This window comes from Achromobacter sp. RW408 (genome assembly GCF_003184165.1).
Taxonomy (GTDB): Bacteria; Pseudomonadota; Gammaproteobacteria; order Burkholderiales; family Burkholderiaceae_B; genus Achromobacter; species Achromobacter xylosoxidans.
The window spans coordinates 846,274-862,336 of record NZ_QHHO01000022.1 but is presented as its reverse complement, the minus strand read 5'-3'; the positions used below and the strand labels follow the sequence as shown (position 1 = coordinate 862,336).

Here is a 16,063-nt window from a genome sequence, read left to right as displayed (position 1 = left end):
CGGCGCCCGCCGCAACTCCCCCCGCCAAGGCTCCTCCCGGCGCTCCGGCCACGGCCCCCGGCCCCGCGAAGAAACCCTGACAAAGGCGCCGGCGACGGCGCCATGACAGGGTTTCGCCACTACCATAGGCGTTTTGTCGCCGAGTAGAACGCCCGCCATGGACGAAGCCTTTAGCCACCAACTGTCGATGACCATCCTGATGACGCCCGATATGGCGAACTTTTCAGGCAATGTGCACGGCGGAACCATCCTCAAGTACCTGGACCAGGTCGCCTACGCCTGTGCCAGCCGCTACGCCGGCCAGTACGTCGTGACCCTGTCGGTCGACCAGGTCGTGTTCCGCGAACCGATCCACGTCGGCGAGCTGGTGACCTTCCTGGCGGCGGTGAACTACACCGGCCGCACCTCGATGGAAATCGGCATCAAGGTGGTCACCGAGGACATCCGCAGGAAGCTGGTGCGCCACACCAATAGCTGTTACTTCACGATGGTGGCGGTGGATGACAACGGCGCGCCCACCGCCGTACCGCCGCTGGCGCCGCGCAACCTCGAGGAAACGCAGCGCTTCGAGGCCGCCCGCCTGCGCCGCGAGCTGCGCCAGGAAATGGAACGTCGCCACGACGAAATCAAGCGCGAGACCACCCATGAAGGGTGAGAGCCCCCACGCCGCGCGCGCTTCGCGCGCTAGCTGCCCCCCGAGGGGGCTGCCCGCCCTTGGGACGGCCCGGCGGGCGGTAGGAAAGGACCCCCACGCCGCGCGCGCTTCGCGCGCTAGCTGCCCCCCAAGGGGGCTGCCCGCCCTTGGGGCGGCCCGGCGGGCGGGCGGATATTCTTGCGACGAACGGCGTCCAGGTCACAGGTGACCGGACATGAAAAAACCGGGCCTCAAGGCCCGGTTCTTTTTGGCGACGGCGCAACGCTGCGCGTCACGCGCCTTCGGCCGCGCCCGGCGGGCGCGATGGCGGCGCCGTCACGGCCGGCTCGCGGTCGCGGCCGACCATGCGCTTGAGGCCCAGCCACTGTTGCGACCAGAAGCCCTGGCCGTAGTCGCGGCCGCCCAGTTCCGGCTGCTGGTCATGGATGCCGGTGGGGCCGTAGCCGACGCCGAAGCGCGCCGAGCGGAACAGCACGTCCCAGACCGGGAACAGCGCGGCAAAGTTGTAGCCGCCGGCCGGCCCCGGCGTCGACGCGTCATAGGCGATGGAATGGTGATGGCGGTGGAAACGCGGGCTGACCAGCAGGCGTTCGCCGATGGCGCCGAAGTGCATGCGCAGGTTGGCGTGCGAGAAGCTCTGTGCCAGCTGCGTGATGGCCACGATCGCCACGAATTGCGCGGGCGGCACGCCCACCAGCTGCGACACGAATACCACCACGACGTCGCGCAGCATGTCGTCCAGCAGGTGGTTGCGATCATCGCTCCACATGGTCATCTGGCGCTGGCTGTGGTGCACCGCGTGCAGCGCCCAGAGCCAGGCAAAGCGGTGCTGGGCGCGGTGGTACAGGTAGTCCACCAGGTCGAACAGCAGCAGGTAGATGATCAGGCTGACCCAGGCCTGGTCGGTGACGCCGGGCCAGTACTGGTCGAGCTGGAACGGCGCGAAGCCCCAGATGTGCAGCTGCCCGAAGACGCTGTCCCAGAACGGGTCGATGGTGAAGAACAGCGCCAGGCGGAACACGCCCAGGCGGTGGATCAGTGTGTAGAGCACGTCGATGCCGATCTGGCGGCGGTCGGTGACCGGCTCGACCGGGCGCAGGCGCTGCAGCGGGCCGAACACCAGCAGCAGCACGGCCACCTGCAACAGGCCGACCAGCAGCCACATGGTGGCGTCGTAGCCGTCCTCGATGAAATTGCTCAGGCCCAGGTGGAACAGCGCCGGCTGCACCAGGGTTTCGAACAGCCATTGCTGGCAGTTCCCGAACCATTGACTAAGCGTATCCATGATCAGTGATGCGTGGCGATCCAGTCGCGGTAGGCGGGATGCGTATCCAAGGTAGCAAAACAATAGCCCTTGCGCTGCAGGCCTTCAATCAGCGGCTCCAGCACGGCGGGGGCCCAGGGGTCCTGGCGCGACCAGATGCCCAGGTGCGCCAGCAGGATGTCGCCGGGCTTGATGGTGCGCAGCGCCTGGTCCAGCAGCTTGGCGTTGGGGTACTTGTCGCTGGGCAGTTCGTCGCCCAGGAAGCCAGCCGGCGCCCAGCCCACGTGCTCGAAGCCGCAGGCCTTGGCCGCGCGCAGCAGGGCCGGCGAGGTCTTGCCGCCCGGCGCGCGGTACAGCGGCAGCATCGGCTTGCCGGTCATCTGCGTGAAGCGGGTGGCGGAACGCTTGATCTCGGCGCAGTACTGCTCGGCGGTCCAGGTCTGGCGCTTGCCCGTGTCGGGGCCGGCGCTGGGCTTGACGCGGAACTTGCCGTCCGGCAGGTCGCCCTGCCAATAGACGTGGTCGTAGGTGTGCGAGCCGAACACGTGGCCCTCGGCGGCGCGCGCCTTCCACCACGGCGCCCACTGGTCGTCCAGGCTGCTGCCGTCGGTCAGGGTGCGCTCGTTGGCCAGGAAGAACGTGACCTTGACGTGGTGGCGCGCCAGCACGTCGGCGATCAGCGGCGCCACGCCCATGTGGCCGGTGTCGAAGGTCAGGTAGACCGGCTTGTCACAGGTCGCGGGGGCCGCGCCGGCGGCCTGCGCCGCCAGCGCCAGGCAGATGGCGGCGGCCAGTTGCCGTTTAGCGGGTCGGCGCATGGTTCAGCGTCCAGACGCCGTGCGGCGACTTGCCGACGGTCACCTGCTTGACGACTTTCTTCTGCTCCAGGTCCACCACGGTGAGCTTGCGGGCCCAGCGCGAGGTGACCAGCAGCGTCTTGCCGTCGGCCAGCACGTCCATGCAGTCGGGGCCGCCCGGCACCGGGAAGGTGTCGACCACGGCCAGCGTCTGCAGGTCGATGCGGCTGATGGAGTTGGCGGTGCGGTTGCTGACGAACAAGTGGCGCTGGTCGCCCTGGGCGCGGAAGGCGTGCGCGCCGGCGGCGGTCTTGATGCGCGAGATCAGCTTGGCCGGGCCCTTGCTGACGTCATAGGCCTCGACGTAGGAATCGCCGGTCAGCGCCACCAGCAGCGTTTTCTGGTCGGGCGTGAGGAACACGTCGGCCGGGGTCTTGCCGACCGAGACGGTCCACTTGGGCGTCTGCGTGGCCAGGTCGATGGCGATGAGCTGGTCGCTGTCCTGCAGCGTGACGTACGCCGTGGTGCTCTTGGCGTCGATCATGATGTGGCTGGGCGTCTTGCCGGCCGGGATGCGCTTGACCAGCGTCAGGTCAAAGCCCTTTTCCAGCGGCTTCCAGGCGTAGATGTCGATGTGGTCCAGGCGGTTGGCGGCCGTGACGAACCACTTCATGTCCGGCGAGAACTGCAACTGGTAGGGATCGACGATGCCGGTCAGGGTGCGCTGCACCTCGCCGGTCTTGGGATCCATCAGCGTGATCGAGTCGCCCGTGGCGTTGGCCACCATCAGCGACTTCTTGTCAGGCGTGAGGTACAGGTGGTGCGGTTCCTTGCCCGTGGGGACGCGCCGCAGTTCCGTGTACGTGGCGGGATCGACGATGCTGACGTTGGCGTCCAGGGAGTTCAGGACGAAGATCGGGGCCGACGCCGCGGCGGCGCTGAGCGCCATCCCTGCGCCCAGGAGGGCGCAGCGGACAAAATGCAAGGGATTCAATTTCCAGGTCCGACAAAAGGGGATCGGGCACCGATCCCAGCGCTCGCCATTTTGGCATAGCCGCCTGTCAAAAAACCGTAAATCCGACCGTCCGGGCCATGCGACAGCCAGGTTGCGGCACGGCTACAACGCTCGCGCCGCCACACCTGCAACAATCGTAAAAATCATTTGGCGCCAATGGGTTGCGGCGTGATGTTGTTCCAGGTTCCGAACGACACATCGGTGCCCTGGAGCGTGGCCGCGCGGCGCGCCGTGGCCGGCCCCAGGTCAGCCTCGCGCAGCTCGCCACGCGCGTCGATGACGAAGCTGCCGATGCCGGTATGGCCGTAGCGGGCCGGCCAGGCCAGGATCCAGTAGCCGTCGCCGCCGCGCGCCGGCAGCACCTTGTAACGGTAGCCGTAATAGGCATCCGCCACCGGCACCTCCGGCCCCATTGCCAGCGCGTCCGGGCCATAGGCCTGCGCCGGGTAACCGGGCAGTTCGGGCCAGTACAGTCCGTCCAGCGCGCCGGGCCGGCTCACCAGCCGGTCGGCGTAGCGGCCCTGGCCCACCCCGTCGCGGTAGCGGATCTGGGCCGCGTGCAGTTCGCGCAGGGTATCGATGGCGTTGAGCTCGTTGCGCCCGATGGCACGGCGCGCGATCTCCGCCTTGCCGGCGGCCGGGTCGAACCGCCAGCCCTGCGACACGCGCACGATCGGCACCGGCATGGTCCAGCCGGAATCGCCCACGCTCAGCCAGGCGCGGCGTTCGCCGTCGGCCAGCACCTCGCGCTTGCGGGACCAGGCCGCCAAGAAACGATAGACATCGTCCTGCCCGACCCCGCCCGGCACGATCTGGCGATGGTCCGGCCCCAGCACCTTGGCCAGGGCCACGGGGTCGCTGGTGGCCAGCGCCTCGCCAAAGGCATCGGCCGCGGCCTCGGGCGTGGGATAGACGCTTTGCGCCGCGGCGGGCATGGCCAGCAGCGCCAACGCCAGCCAAGCGACGCTGGCGGCCCGGCGCGACCACCGGCCGGGGGCACGGACGAGCGCATTCATCATCGAGACTCCGCTGATCATGGTGCCTACCTCCGTCCGCCGAAATGTCCGCCACCGCCGCCGATATGGCCGCCGCCTCCGCCATGCCAGCCTCCGCCCCCGCCGCGTGGCGCGACCCGGGACTCGCCGCCGCGCTGCACCTGTTGCCGCATGCGTTCGCCATTGCCGGCGTCGCGCAGGGCGCTGCCGCCGTTGTTGGCGCGGGCGCGGTCGCGGGCGGCGGCCGCGTCGGCGCGCTGCCGCTGCGCCGCCGCCTGCCGGTCCTGCGCCGGAAGGTGGCCCGGCCCCTGGGCCCGCGTGCCCGCGCCGCCCTGCCCCAGGTTGCCGTCGCGCGGTCCGGTGTGTCCTTCGATGGACTGGCCGGTGCGGCCCTGGAAGGATTGCGCGGCGCGCTCGCGGGCCGCGTCGCGCGAGCCCGGCGCGGGCAGGGTCCGCCCTTGCGCCCGGTTCTGCAACCCGGCCTGGCGCTGGCCGTCGAACTTCTGCCGGCTGGCCGCATCGGCATAGGGCGCGTTGCCGCGGTTGGCCGGGTTGTGCTGCCAGGCGACGTGGTTGCCGTTGATGTTGGCGGCGTTGATGCGCTGGTTGACGTTGATGTTGTTGTAGCGGTTGACGTTGATGTCCACGTCGTTGTGGCCCCAGTTGAAGCCACCCCACATGGAATCGACCGCGGCCACGCCCAGGCCGAAGCCGATGCCGGCCACCAGCGAGGTGGCGAACACCGAGCCCGGCGGCGGCGGGTAATAGGCGGGGGGATAGGCGGGATAGGGCCAGGCGCCGTAGACCACGGCGGGGTTGTAGCTGGGCACGTAGACCACCTGCGGATCGGCCGGCTCGATCACCACCACGGTCTTGCCGCCAGCGTCGGTCGAGGTGACCTTCTGCTGTGGCGTGCTCTTGAGGTTGCCGGCCTGCTTGGCCTGCGCCCGCAGCCGCTGCACCGAGTCCATGACGGCATCGGGCTGCGCCAGGAAGGCGTCGCCCACCGATTTCACCCACGCGGGCTGGCGCCCCATCATGTCCATGACCGATGGAAACGCCACCAGGGACTTGACGCTGGGATCCCAGGATTCGCTCTCGACGGCCTTGACGGCGGCGTCGCCCGACTGGCCGGCATGCGCGGCCGACCATTGCGCCGCGGCGGCAATGTCGTCGGGATAGGTGGCCCCCATGAGGACCTGTGACAGAAGGGAGTCGGGGTAGAGCGCCACCGGCGCCAGCAGCTGGTCCAGCTGCCCCTTGTCCAGCTTGGTCTGCGCCGCGGCGGGCAGGCAGATCGCCAACCCGAGGCACAGGCAGCCGAGGAACCACGCTTGCAGTCGACGCATTTCCCGTTCTCCGTGATCGCAACGCAAAAGCCACAAACCTGGAGTGAACCGCCGGATACCGCGCAGACAATATATACCGAAACCGGCGCCGGACAAGCGCCGGTTTCGGGCGACGGACGCCTAGAGCTTGGCGACCGAGACCTCGGTGGCCTTGACGAAGGCCAGCACCTCGGTGCCCACCTGCAGGTCCAGCTCCTTGACCGAGCGGGTGGTGATGACCGACGTGACGATGCCGGCGGGCGTGTCCACGTCGACTTCCGAGACCACCGGGCCCAGGATGATTTCCTTGATCTTGCCGCGGAACTGGTTGCGGGCGTTGATGGATTGAATGCTCATGGTCCTGCTCCTGAAAAAAGAAAGGATTTCCGTTGGATCCCGCTCGCGCCGGGATGGCGCTTGCCGGGAAAACCGCACCGGCGGTCGCGGCCTAGACCGCGAGCCGCAGGTGCCGTATCTGTATGACCGGCGCCAGGGGCCTGTCCGCCGCCGCTGGCGCCTCCTGCTTCATCACCACCCGCAGTACCCGCGCCTCCAGCGCGGCGAAGGCCGCCGAGCCGCGCGCGCGCGGCCGCGCCAGTTCGACACGCTCATCCAGCACCACGCGGCCCTCGTCGATCACCAGGATGCGGTCGGCCAGCGCGACAGCCTCGCTGACGTCGTGCGTCACCAGCACCGCGGTGAAGCCGTCGCGGCGCCAGATGTCCTCGATCAGCTGCTGCATGCCGATGCGGGTCAGCGCGTCCAGCGCGCCCAGCGGCTCGTCCAGCAACAGCAGGCCCGGCCGGTGCACCAGCGCCCGGGCCAGCGCCACGCGCTGACGCTGGCCGCCCGACAGGCGCGCCGGCCAGTCGCCGCCACGGTCGCCCAGGCCCACCTGCCGCAGCACTTCGGCCGCCTGCGCCCGCGCCTGGCCGGGCAGGCCCAGGGCCACGTTCTGCACCACGCTTTTCCACGGCAGCAGGCGCGCGTCCTGGAACATCATCCGCACCCGGCTGTCGGCCGACCATTGCGGAAAATTGTCGAACAGCACCGGCGAACGCGCCGGCGCGCCACCCTGCGCGCCGCTCGGCGTCTCCAGCCCGGCCAGCAGGCGCAGCAGCGTGCTCTTGCCGCAGCCGCTCTGCCCCACCACCGCCACGAACTCGCCGGGCGCGATGTCCAGGTCCAGCCCCTTGAGCACCAGGCGCTCGCCATAGCGCTTGGACAACTGGCGCAGGGTCACGCGCAGCGCCGCCCGGGCCGGCACCGCCTCGTCGGCGGCCGGTTCGCGATCGGCGCGCCCGGGCACGTCCAGGTGCTGCAACAGCTCGAACTCGTTGGGGTTGATGAACATGGCGTGGCCTCCGCGCGCCGCGTCCTCAGCGGGACGCCGCCAGCTTCTGCTGATAGTCGGTCTTGACGAAGCCGGCGAACGATTTCTCGGTCACCGCCAGGAACTCGGGCGAGGCATAGGCCGCGGCGATATCCTTGACGAAGGGCTTGTCCAGGTCTGCCGTGCGCACCGCCACCAGGTTCTGGTAGGTGGGCGTGGTCTTCTCCAGCGCCAGCGCCTCGGTCAGCTTCAGGCCCGAGGCCAGCGCGAAATTGCCGTTCACGAACGAGTAGTCGGTGTCTTCCAGCGAACGCGGCAACTGCGCCGCCTCCAGCGGGATCAGCTTGATCTTCTTCGCGTTCACGGCCACGTCCTTTTCGGACACGCGCAAGGGGTCGTAACCATCGCGCAGCTTGATCCAGCCCAGCTCCTGCAGCACCACCAGCGCGCGCGCCTGGTTGGTCGGATCGTTGGGCACCGCCACGCTCACGCCCTCGGGCGCGGCGTCCACGCTCTTGTACTTGCGGCTGTAGATGGCGATCGGCGCGGTCGGCACCTTGACCAGTTCCGACAGTTCGAGCTTGTTCTTGGCGGCGAAGTTCTGCAGGTACACGATGTGCTGGAACGCGTTGGCGTCCAGCGCGCCTTGCGCCAGGGCGAAGTTCGGCTGCACGTAGTCATTGAATTCGACGATGCGCACGGTGTAGCCCTGTTTTTCCAGGATCGGCTTGATGCCGAGCTTGATCTGGTCGCTGTAGGGGCCGGCGGTGGCGCCGAAGACGATTTCCTTCTTGGCCGGATCGGCCGCCAGCGCGGCGCCGGACAGCGACAGGAGAGTGGCGGCCAGCGCCAGGCTCAGGAGATTGCGTTTGACGGACATGGGATTCCTCTCGGGATCAGCGTTTGTCGATGCGTCGCGCGACGGTATTGCCGGCGAACTGGATGATCTGCACCAGCACCACGAGCAGCGCCACGGTCAGCACCATCACGTCGGTCTGGAAGCGGTAATAGCCATAGCGGATGGCCAGGTCGCCGATGCCGCCGCCGCCCACCACGCCGGCCACCGCGGAATACGACAGGAAGCTCACCGCCAGCACGGTCAGGGCCAGCACCAGCCCGGACCGCGCCTCCACCAGCAGCACGCGGCGCACGATCTGCAATTCCGAGGCGCCGGCGGCATGCGCGGCCTCGATGACGCCGCGCGGCACTTCGCGCAGGCATTGCTCGACCAGCCGCGCGAAATACGGGATGGCCGCGAACGACAGCGGCACCGCCGCCGCCACCGGGCCGATCGAGGTGCCGGCGATGACGCGGGTGAACGGCACCAGCGCCACCAGCAGGATGATGAAGGGGAATGAGCGCACGGTATTGACCGTCCAGCTCAGCAACCGGTGCGCCAGCGGACGGTCCAGGGACTGGCCCGGACCGGTCAGGAACACCAGCACGCCGAGCGGCCCGCCCAGCAGGATCGACGCGGCCAGCGCGATGCCCAGCATCAGGAAGGTCTGGCCGACCGCCACGCCCAGTTCGGGCAGCAATTGCACAAAGGTGTCCAGCATCAGGCGACCTCTTCATAGGGATGGGTGGCTTCGCGGATCAGCTCGCGGCCGAGCGCGGAGGTCAGGTGCACGCCGGCGCCGGAAATCTCGGCCTGCTCCAGCACCTGGCCGTTCTCCATCACCGCCACGTGGCGGCACAGCGCCCGCACCACCGCCAATTCGTGCGTGACGATGACGATGGTCACGCCCAGGCGTTTGTTGATGTCGCGCAGCACGCTCAGCACCGAGCGCGTGGTCTCGGGGTCGAGCGCCGAGGTCGGCTCGTCGCACAGCAGCACCGCGGGCTCGCTGGCCAGGGCGCGCGCGATCGCCACGCGCTGCTTCTGGCCGCCGGACAACTGCGCCGGATGGCTGGCGGTCTTGTCGGTCAGGCCGACGATCTCCAGGCATTCACGCACCCGCGCCGCGATCTGCTCGCGGCCGCGGCCGCCATGCACGCGCAGCGGGAAGGCCACGTTCTCGAACACGGTCTCGTTCTGCAGCAGGTTGAACTGCTGGAAGATCATGCCGATGTTCTGGCGCGCGGCGCGCAGCGCGGGCTTGCCGAGCGCGGTCAGCTCGGTGCCGCCGACCCGCACCGTGCCTTCGTCGGGACGTTCGAGCAGGTTGATCAGGCGCAGCAGGGTCGATTTTCCCGCGCCGCTCTTGCCGATGATGCCGAAGGTGTCGCCGGCGCGGATCGACAGCGACACGTTGCGCACCGCGTCGAAGCGGCCGGCGCGCGTGGCGAACGACTTGCTCACCGCGTCCAGCCGGATCAGCGGCTGCGGCAGCGAGGCCAGGTCGGGAAGGGAAGAAAGATCGGTCATCGGCGAATCTAGGTGAAGGTCATGCGCATCAGGAATACGCGGTGGGTTCGGGAATCTGGTCCAGCAGCGCGTAGCGGCCGAGGTCGCGGATCTTGTAGGCCACGGGGTCGTGCAGGGTGTGCACGCGCGCGTTGCGCCAGTAGCGGTCGTAGCCGTAGCGCGCCGCGGTGGACGAGGCGCCCGTGACGTCGAACAGGCCATTGCCCACCTCCAGCGCGGCGCGGTGCGCCAGCACCTTGGCCTGGGCGCCGGCCACCGCCACTTCGCCGCGCTCGTCGGCGGTCAGCGACGGACCGCGGGCCAACGCCGCGTCGAGGCGCTGGCCCGCCAGGTCGGCCAGCGCCTGCGCCGCCTGCACCCGCAGCCAGAACTCGCCAAAGCGCTCCTGCACGTAGGGGTCGTCGGCATGGCGCTGCACGCCCGACGCGAACCAGGGCCGGGCGTCATCGCGCACATAGCGGCGCGCTTCGCGGAAGGCGCCGCGGGCGATGCCCAGGTACAGGTTGGTCATGATCAGCTGCGCCACCTGAGAGCGCAGCGTGGCGCGCGGCGTGGGCGCGACGCCAGGCGCCTGCAGCACCTGCACCGGCTCCAGCCACACATGATCGAAGCGCACCGTGCCGCTGTCGGTCTGGCGCTGGCCGAAGGCATCCCAGTCGGGATTGACGGTGATGCCATCGGCGCGCGTGGGCAGCGCGGCGATCAGCGCCGTGCCCGAAGGCTTGTGCCAGGCGGAGAAGGTCAGCAGGTCGGATCCGACCGAGCCGGAGCTGAAGTTCTTGACGCCGTCGATGCGGTAGCCGTCCAATTCGGCGCGCGCCACCACCCGGCGGTCGAGCGGATTGAGCGCATTGCCCCAGAACAGATTGCGTTCGACCGTGGGCGTCAGGAAATACGCGTGCTGTTCAGGCGTGCCATAGAGCAGCACGCCCGCCACTTGCAGATGATGGAAGCCGAACACGTGCGCCAGCGCGCTGTCGGCCTCGGCCAGCGTGCGCACCGCCGCCAGAACAGTCGACCAGCTTGCGCCGGCGCCGCCGTACTGCGTCGGCACCGACAGGCGCAGCAGGCCGCTGGCGCGGATCCGTTCGCGTTCGGCGGCGGCGTGGCCGCCCTGGCGGTCGCGTTCGACGGCGGTCGCCGCCAGTTGCTCGGCCAGGGCCTGGACAGCGCTGGCGGTATCGGCCGCGCGCGCCGGCGCGGCGCCGGTGGCGGGTGCACGGTCGGTATCGGGATGGGGATGGATCTTGGCCATGGCGTCTCGTCGCGAGGATGGCGTTCAGGCCGGCCGGTAGGCCGGGTTCCAGCGCAGCAGGCGATGCTCCAGCGCCCGCGCCAGGGTGTCGGCGGCCTTGCCCAGCAGCGCATACAGCAGGATGCCCAGCAACACCACGTCGGTCTGCAGGAACTCACGCGCGTTCATGGTCATGAAGCCGATGCCGGATTGCGCCGATATCGTCTCGGTCACGATCAGGATCACCCACACCAACCCCAGCGCGAAACGCAGGCCCACTAGGATCGAAGGCAGCGCGCCCGGCAGGATGACGTCGCGATACAGCGGCCATCCGGACAGGCCATAGGAACGCCCCATCTCGATCAACGCGGGATCGACCGAGCGGATGCCATGGAAGGTGTTGAGATACACGGGGAAGAACACGCCCAGCGACAGTAGCGCCAGCTTGGCGGTCTCCTCGATGCCGAACCACAGGATGACCAGCGGGATCAGCGCCAGCACCGGGATGTTGCGGATCATCTGCAAGGTGGTGTCCAGCAGGGTCTCGGCGGTGCGCGAGGAACCGTTCAACAGGCCCAGCGCCAGGCCCAGCCCGCCGCCCAGCAGCAGGCCCCACAAGGCCCGCAGGGCGCTGATGCGCACGTGCTGCCAAAGCTCGCCGGACACCGCCAGCGACCAGGCTGCCGCCGCCACCGCCGACGGCGCCGGCAGGATGCGCGAAGACAGCCAGCCGGCCTGCGCGGCCAGTTGCCACAGGCCCAGGATCAGGGCCGGGACCAGCCAGGGCGCCAGCGCCGCGCGCCAGCCGGGCTTGCGGACGGCATCCATCAGCTGGCCGCTTCCTTGGGCACCAGTTCGGTGGCCATGACTTCGCCGAAGGGTCCCGTCAGCACGGTGTTGCCGACCTGCCTGCCGCCCTTGCCGGGCAGCAGCGGGAACACCAGCTCGGCAAAGCGGTACGACTCCTCCAGGTGCGGATAGCCGGAGAAGATGAAGGTCTCGATGCCCAGGTCGGCATATTCCTGGATGCGCGCGGCCACGGTCTCGGGGTCGCCCACCAGGGCGGTGCCGGCGCCGCCGCGCACCAGGCCCACGCCGGCCCACAGGTTGGGCGAGATCTCCAGGTGCTTGCGGCCACCGTGCTCGTCGTTGAGCTTGCCGCCGTGCAAGGCCGCCATGCGGCGCTGGCCTTCGGAATCCATTTTCGAGAACGCCGTCTGCGCGGCGCGCACGGCGTCCTCGCTCAGGTGGCTGATAAGGGCGTCGGCGGCGGCCCAGGCGGCCGCTTCGGTCTCGCGCACGATGACATGCAGGCGGATGCCGAAGCGCACCGTGCGGCCATGCCGCGCGGCGCGCGCCTTGATGTCGGCGATCTTCTTCGCCACGGCCTCGGGTGGTTCGCCCCAGGTCAGGTACACGTCGAGCTGTTCGGCGGCCAGTTCGTGCGCGGCCTCCGACGAACCGCCGAAATACAGCGGCGGATACGGCTTCTGCACCGGCGGGTAGATCACCTTGCCGCCCTTGGACACCAGTTGCTCGCCCTCGAAGCTGTAGCCCTCGGCCTCATGGCTGTTTGCCAGGATGCCGCGCCAGATGCGCAGGTAGTCGGCGGTGATGGCGTAGCGTTCGTCGTGGCTGACGAAGACGCCATCGCCCTCCAGCTCGCCGGGGTCGCCGCCGGTCACCACGTTGACCAGCAGCCGCCCTTCGGACAGGCGGTCGAAGGTGGCGGCCATGCGCGCCGAGAATTGCGGCGAGCTGACGCCGGGGCGGATCGCCACCAGGAACTTGAGCCGGCGCGTGGCGCCGATCAGGCTGGAGGCCACCACCCACGCATCCTCGCAGGAGCGCCCGGTGGGCAGCAGCACGCCGTCGTAGCCCAGCGTGTCGGCGGCCACCGCCACCTGGCGGAAGTAGTCATAGCCCGCGGCGCGCGCGCCGCGGCTGGTGCCGAGATAACGCGAATCGCCGTGGGTGGGAATGAACCAGAAGACGTCCATGGAATGCCTGCCCTTGTCTATTTCAGGTCCGACGGCGCGGCGTCGAACACGTTGAGGGGTTTGGGAATCAGCTTGAGCGCGTGGAACGCATCGGCCACCTGCTGCTGTTCCAGCAGCACTTCCCGCGTGATCGGCTGCACGCCGTAGGCCAGCCGCTCGGCGGCCAGTTCGACCACCGCCTTGTCCAGTCCCAGCACCGGCTGCAGCAGCGCCACGGCCTCGGCGCGATGATCGCGCGCCCACAGGTCGCCCTTGCGGATCTCTTCCAGCACGGTCTGGATCACTTCGGGATGCGCTTGCTGGTACGGCCGCGCGGCCAGGAAGAACTGGTAGTTCTTGACCACGCCGGTGCCATCGGCCAGCACGCGCGCGCCCAATTGCTTCTCGGCCGCGGCCTGGAACGGATCCCAGATCACCCAGGCGTCGACCGATCCGCGCTCGAAGGCGGCGCGGGCGTCGGCCGGTGTCAGGTAGGCAACGTTCACGTCGGCATAGGGCACGCCGGCGCGCTCGAGCTGCTTGACCAGCAGGTAGTGCACGTTGGAGCCCTTGTTCAACGCGACCTTCTTGCCCTTCAGGTCGGCCACGCGCTTGATCGGCGAATCCTTGGGCACCAGGATCGCCTCGCTGGTGGGCGACGGCGGTTCGTTGCCGACGTACACCAACGCAGCGCCGGCGGCCTGCGCGAACACCGGCGGCGCCTCGCCCACCGTGCCGAAGTCGATCGAGCCGACGTTCAGTCCTTCCAGCAGCTGCGGGCCGGCGGGAAACTCGGTCCACTTCACCGTGACGCCCTGCGCCGCCAGGCGCTTGTCCAGGTCGCCCAGGGCGCGCACGATGGTCAGCGTGCCGTATTTCTGGAAGCCGATGCGCAGCGTCTTGGCCTCCTGCGCCTGCGCTTGCGCGGCGGGCCACAGCAGCGCGGCGCACAGCAGCGCCGCCAGCCAGCGGAAGACGGAAAGACGCGATATCCAGATCATGCTGCGCATGGAAACCCCTTTTTGGTTCAGACGCTGAAGCCGCCCGCGAGCGCGAGTCGGCCGAGATCGAAGGCTTCATTGACGACCACCCCGCGCGGCCGCAGCTGCTCGGCCAGGCGCTCCACCGAGTCCTCCAGCCGCGTGCGCACGTCGTCATCGATATGGCTGGCGCCGTCCTCATCGACGCGCACCTGCTTGTCCGTGGCGTAGACGCCGGCCAGGATGTGGCGCGCGCCCAGCGCCGACAGCACCGGCTTGAGCCCGTACTCCAGCGCCAGCAGATGGGCCGGGCTGCCCCCGGTGGCGATGGGCAGCACCACCTTGCCCGCCAGCGCCTTTTCATCCAGCAGGTCCAGCACCGCCTTCAGGCCTCCGGAAAACGACGCCTTGTAGACCGGCGTCGAGATCAGTACCGCGTCGACCGCCGCCACGCGGGCCCGCAGGGCGTTCGCGGCCGGACCGGCGTAATGACCTTCGATCAGGTCTTCGGCGGGCAGGTCGCGCAGTCCCAGTTCGGCGATGGCCAGCCCGCGCGCGCGCAACAGGTGCGCGGCATGGCGCAGCAAGGCGGAGGAACGGGAACGCTGCGACGGGCTGCCCGCCAGGGTAAGGATGCTCATGTTGGATGCCGGTGTTGCGTTGGAGAGTCGTGCGCGGCGCCTGCGCGGATCAGAAGGCGGGAATCAGCGAACCCTTGAATTCGCTTTCGATGAAGCTGCGCACTTCGGGCGATTGATAGGCGGCGACCAGCTTCCTGACCCAGGGCTGGTCGCGGTCCTTGGTGCGCACCGCGATCACGTTGGCATAGGGGCCGTCGGCGGCCTCGCGGCCGATGGCATCGCGCGCCGGCACCAGGCCGGCCTGGGTGGCGTAGTCGTTGTTGATCGAGGCGGCCGTCAGGTCATCGAGCGAACGCGGCAGCTGCGCGGCGTCCAGCGCCACCAGCTTGAGCTTGCGCGGATTGGACACCACGTCCAGCGGGGTGGCGTTGTTCTTCTGCTCGGCCTCGGGCTTGAGGGTGATGAGTTTGTAGGCGGCCAGCAGGCGCAGGGCGCGGTTGCCGTTGGACGGATCGTTCTGGATGCCGACCGACGCGCCTTCGGGCAGGTCGTTGAGCGACTTGATCTTGCGCGAGTAGAAGCCCAGCGGCGCGGTGACGGTCAGGCCGACGGGAACGATGTCGAAGCCGCGCGCCTTGATCTGGTTGTCGAGGAACGGCTTGTGCTGGAAGGCATTGGCGTCGAGGTCGCCGGCGTTGAGGGAGGCATTCGGGAGTTGGTAGTCGTTGAACTTGACCAGCTTGATCTCCAGGCCTTCACGGGCGGCGACCTGCTTGACGACGTCGAAGATCTTTTCGGTGGTGCCGACGGAGATGCCGACGGTGATGGTCTTTTTCTCTTGCGCGTCGGCGTGGGCCGTACTGGTCAGGGCCAGGGCGAGGGTGGCGGCGGTGAGCAGGTGGCGGGTGAAGGACATCGTGTTTTTCCGACGGGATTCGAATGGGATGACTGGATTCTGTCATTGCGAAATCCTTGGGAAAAATACTTAGTGGGTATGAGGATATGTGTTGTGGGTTGATGGTTTGGGTTGCTTTGTCGTTTTGGAAATATGACGTTATTGCTGGGGGTTTTGGTTTTTTGGGGAGCGGGGGGATTTGAGTTCTTAAGGCGCGCGTGTCGGCGCACACCGGAGCTGGAGAGGAGGGTCTTGCGGGGCCCGCCGCAAGCCGGCCGCGCGGGCGGCCTTTTGCGGCTTACGCGATGTCTTGCGTCGCGATGATGACGCTTTCGCGTGTAGGGACGGCGGAACCGTTTGCTATTGATAGTCTGTTGGCATCCCGACGGCTTGTGGTCGGCGGGAGGGCCACGTCATGCGTAACATTCCGCCGAGTCAGCACGAGCAGCCTGGCGGCGTGGGCACATCGCAATCATGCGCCAATGAAACACCGCCCGCACCACGCCTGTTTGTGGTCGGCGCGAGAGGTCGTCACGCGCAACATGCCTTATGCCGCGCCGACCACCACCGCCCCTCCCCCTGACGTGCGGAACCATTAGAAAACCGCTCGCCGCCAGCGCGCAGCGCACCCGCAACTCG

General features: G+C 68.7%; 17 protein-coding genes. 1 reads left to right on the top strand and 16 read right to left on the bottom strand.

Features of this window, described 5'->3' with window-relative positions:
* The first annotated feature begins 157 nt into the window (after positions 1-157).
* Positions 158-655, top strand: coding sequence for an acyl-CoA thioesterase (locus tag DK459_RS06295; protein ID WP_006387319.1), 498 nt, complete (start codon positions 158-160; stop codon positions 653-655).
* A gap of 271 nt (positions 656-926) precedes the next feature.
* Here the strand turns inward: DK459_RS06295 and DK459_RS06290 are convergent, their stop codons facing one another.
* The 16 genes from DK459_RS06290 to DK459_RS06215 all read right to left on the bottom strand — a co-directional run bounded on the left by DK459_RS06290 (position 927) and on the right by DK459_RS06215 (position 15,445).
* Positions 927-1,940, bottom strand: coding sequence for a sterol desaturase family protein (locus tag DK459_RS06290; protein ID WP_006387318.1), 1,014 nt, complete (start codon positions 1,938-1,940; stop codon positions 927-929).
* Positions 1,941-1,942: 2 nt separating this feature from the next.
* Positions 1,943-2,737, bottom strand: coding sequence for a polysaccharide deacetylase family protein (locus DK459_RS06285; RefSeq protein ID WP_020925491.1), 795 nt, complete (start codon positions 2,735-2,737; stop codon positions 1,943-1,945).
* Positions 2,721-3,665, bottom strand: coding sequence for a surface antigen (locus tag DK459_RS06280; RefSeq protein ID WP_024067513.1), 945 nt, complete (start codon positions 3,663-3,665; stop codon positions 2,721-2,723). The genes DK459_RS06285 and DK459_RS06280 overlap by 17 nt, the downstream gene beginning before the upstream one ends.
* A gap of 209 nt (positions 3,666-3,874) precedes the next feature.
* A complete protein-coding gene (locus DK459_RS06275) occupies positions 3,875-4,750 on the bottom strand; it encodes a DUF2950 family protein (RefSeq protein WP_110134551.1) in 876 nt (291 codons plus the stop codon).
* Between the two features lie 23 nt (positions 4,751-4,773).
* Positions 4,774-6,075 carry a DUF3300 domain-containing protein gene (locus DK459_RS06270; protein ID WP_054499508.1) on the bottom strand — a complete coding sequence of 434 codons (1,302 nt, stop codon included), beginning with the start codon at positions 6,073-6,075 and terminating at the stop codon, positions 4,774-4,776.
* Between the two features lie 120 nt (positions 6,076-6,195).
* Entirely contained in the window at positions 6,196-6,411 is a 216-nt protein-coding gene (locus DK459_RS06265; RefSeq protein WP_006227327.1) for a molybdopterin-binding protein, read from the bottom strand.
* A 91-nt stretch (positions 6,412-6,502) separates the two neighbouring features.
* Entirely contained in the window at positions 6,503-7,408 is a 906-nt protein-coding gene (locus tag DK459_RS06260) for an ATP-binding cassette domain-containing protein (RefSeq protein WP_053499990.1), read from the bottom strand.
* 25 nt (positions 7,409-7,433) lie between these two features.
* A complete protein-coding gene (locus DK459_RS06255) occupies positions 7,434-8,267 on the bottom strand; it encodes a MetQ/NlpA family ABC transporter substrate-binding protein (RefSeq protein ID WP_006387311.1) in 834 nt (277 codons plus the stop codon).
* 16 nt (positions 8,268-8,283) lie between these two features.
* Positions 8,284-8,946 (bottom strand): methionine ABC transporter permease, encoded by a 663-nt coding sequence (locus tag DK459_RS06250; protein ID WP_006387310.1) that lies wholly within the window; start codon positions 8,944-8,946, stop codon positions 8,284-8,286.
* Positions 8,946-9,755 carry a methionine ABC transporter ATP-binding protein gene (locus DK459_RS06245; protein ID WP_006387309.1) on the bottom strand — a complete coding sequence of 270 codons (810 nt, stop codon included), beginning with the start codon at positions 9,753-9,755 and terminating at the stop codon, positions 8,946-8,948. The genes DK459_RS06250 and DK459_RS06245 overlap by 1 nt, the downstream gene beginning before the upstream one ends.
* Before the next feature lie 28 nt (positions 9,756-9,783).
* Entirely contained in the window at positions 9,784-11,010 is a 1,227-nt protein-coding gene (locus DK459_RS06240; protein WP_110134550.1) for an acyl-CoA dehydrogenase family protein, read from the bottom strand.
* Positions 11,011-11,034: 24 nt separating this feature from the next.
* Complete coding sequence (gene ssuC, locus DK459_RS06235) at positions 11,035-11,817, bottom strand: aliphatic sulfonate ABC transporter permease SsuC (RefSeq protein ID WP_110134549.1); 783 nt, start codon at positions 11,815-11,817, stop codon at positions 11,035-11,037.
* Positions 11,817-12,989, bottom strand: a complete 1,173-nt coding sequence (gene ssuD / locus DK459_RS06230; RefSeq protein ID WP_024067506.1) for an FMNH2-dependent alkanesulfonate monooxygenase — start codon at positions 12,987-12,989, stop codon at positions 11,817-11,819. The genes ssuC and ssuD overlap by 1 nt, the downstream gene beginning before the upstream one ends.
* Before the next feature lie 17 nt (positions 12,990-13,006).
* Positions 13,007-13,978: a sulfonate ABC transporter substrate-binding protein gene (locus DK459_RS06225; protein WP_110134548.1), complete on the bottom strand. Its 972-nt coding sequence runs from the start codon at positions 13,976-13,978 to the stop codon at positions 13,007-13,009.
* Positions 13,979-13,995: 17 nt separating this feature from the next.
* Positions 13,996-14,589, bottom strand: coding sequence for an NADPH-dependent FMN reductase (ssuE, locus tag DK459_RS06220; RefSeq protein ID WP_053499979.1), 594 nt, complete (start codon positions 14,587-14,589; stop codon positions 13,996-13,998).
* Between the two features lie 49 nt (positions 14,590-14,638).
* Positions 14,639-15,445 carry a MetQ/NlpA family ABC transporter substrate-binding protein gene (locus tag DK459_RS06215; protein WP_024067504.1) on the bottom strand — a complete coding sequence of 269 codons (807 nt, stop codon included), beginning with the start codon at positions 15,443-15,445 and terminating at the stop codon, positions 14,639-14,641.
* Between the last annotated feature and the right edge of the window lie 618 nt (positions 15,446-16,063).

Bases quoted from the DNA above. Each gene is read 5' to 3' on its own strand.
- ssuC (WP_110134549.1), bottom strand. From the start codon at position 11,817: ATGGATGCCGTCCGCAAGCCCGGCTGGCGCGCGGCGCTGGCGCCCTGG.
- DK459_RS06250 (WP_006387310.1), bottom strand. From the start codon at position 8,946: ATGCTGGACACCTTTGTGCAATTGCTGCCCGAACTGGGCGTGGCGGTC.
- DK459_RS06255 (WP_006387311.1), bottom strand. From the start codon at position 8,267: ATGTCCGTCAAACGCAATCTCCTGAGCCTGGCGCTGGCCGCCACTCTC.
- DK459_RS06225 (WP_110134548.1), bottom strand. From the start codon at position 13,978: ATGCGCAGCATGATCTGGATATCGCGTCTTTCCGTCTTCCGCTGGCTG.
- DK459_RS06270 (WP_054499508.1), bottom strand. From the start codon at position 6,075: ATGCGTCGACTGCAAGCGTGGTTCCTCGGCTGCCTGTGCCTCGGGTTG.
- ssuD (WP_024067506.1), bottom strand. From the start codon at position 12,989: ATGGACGTCTTCTGGTTCATTCCCACCCACGGCGATTCGCGTTATCTC.
- DK459_RS06285 (WP_020925491.1), bottom strand. From the start codon at position 2,737: ATGCGCCGACCCGCTAAACGGCAACTGGCCGCCGCCATCTGCCTGGCG.
- DK459_RS06240 (WP_110134550.1), bottom strand. From the start codon at position 11,010: ATGGCCAAGATCCATCCCCATCCCGATACCGACCGTGCACCCGCCACC.
- DK459_RS06215 (WP_024067504.1), bottom strand. From the start codon at position 15,445: ATGTCCTTCACCCGCCACCTGCTCACCGCCGCCACCCTCGCCCTGGCC.
- DK459_RS06245 (WP_006387309.1), bottom strand. From the start codon at position 9,755: ATGACCGATCTTTCTTCCCTTCCCGACCTGGCCTCGCTGCCGCAGCCG.
- DK459_RS06275 (WP_110134551.1), bottom strand. From the start codon at position 4,750: ATGATGAATGCGCTCGTCCGTGCCCCCGGCCGGTGGTCGCGCCGGGCC.
- DK459_RS06280 (WP_024067513.1), bottom strand. From the start codon at position 3,665: ATGGCGCTCAGCGCCGCCGCGGCGTCGGCCCCGATCTTCGTCCTGAAC.
- DK459_RS06295 (WP_006387319.1), top strand. From the start codon at position 158: ATGGACGAAGCCTTTAGCCACCAACTGTCGATGACCATCCTGATGACG.
- DK459_RS06260 (WP_053499990.1), bottom strand. From the start codon at position 7,408: ATGTTCATCAACCCCAACGAGTTCGAGCTGTTGCAGCACCTGGACGTG.
- DK459_RS06265 (WP_006227327.1), bottom strand. From the start codon at position 6,411: ATGAGCATTCAATCCATCAACGCCCGCAACCAGTTCCGCGGCAAGATC.
- DK459_RS06290 (WP_006387318.1), bottom strand. From the start codon at position 1,940: ATGGATACGCTTAGTCAATGGTTCGGGAACTGCCAGCAATGGCTGTTC.
- ssuE (WP_053499979.1), bottom strand. From the start codon at position 14,589: ATGAGCATCCTTACCCTGGCGGGCAGCCCGTCGCAGCGTTCCCGTTCC.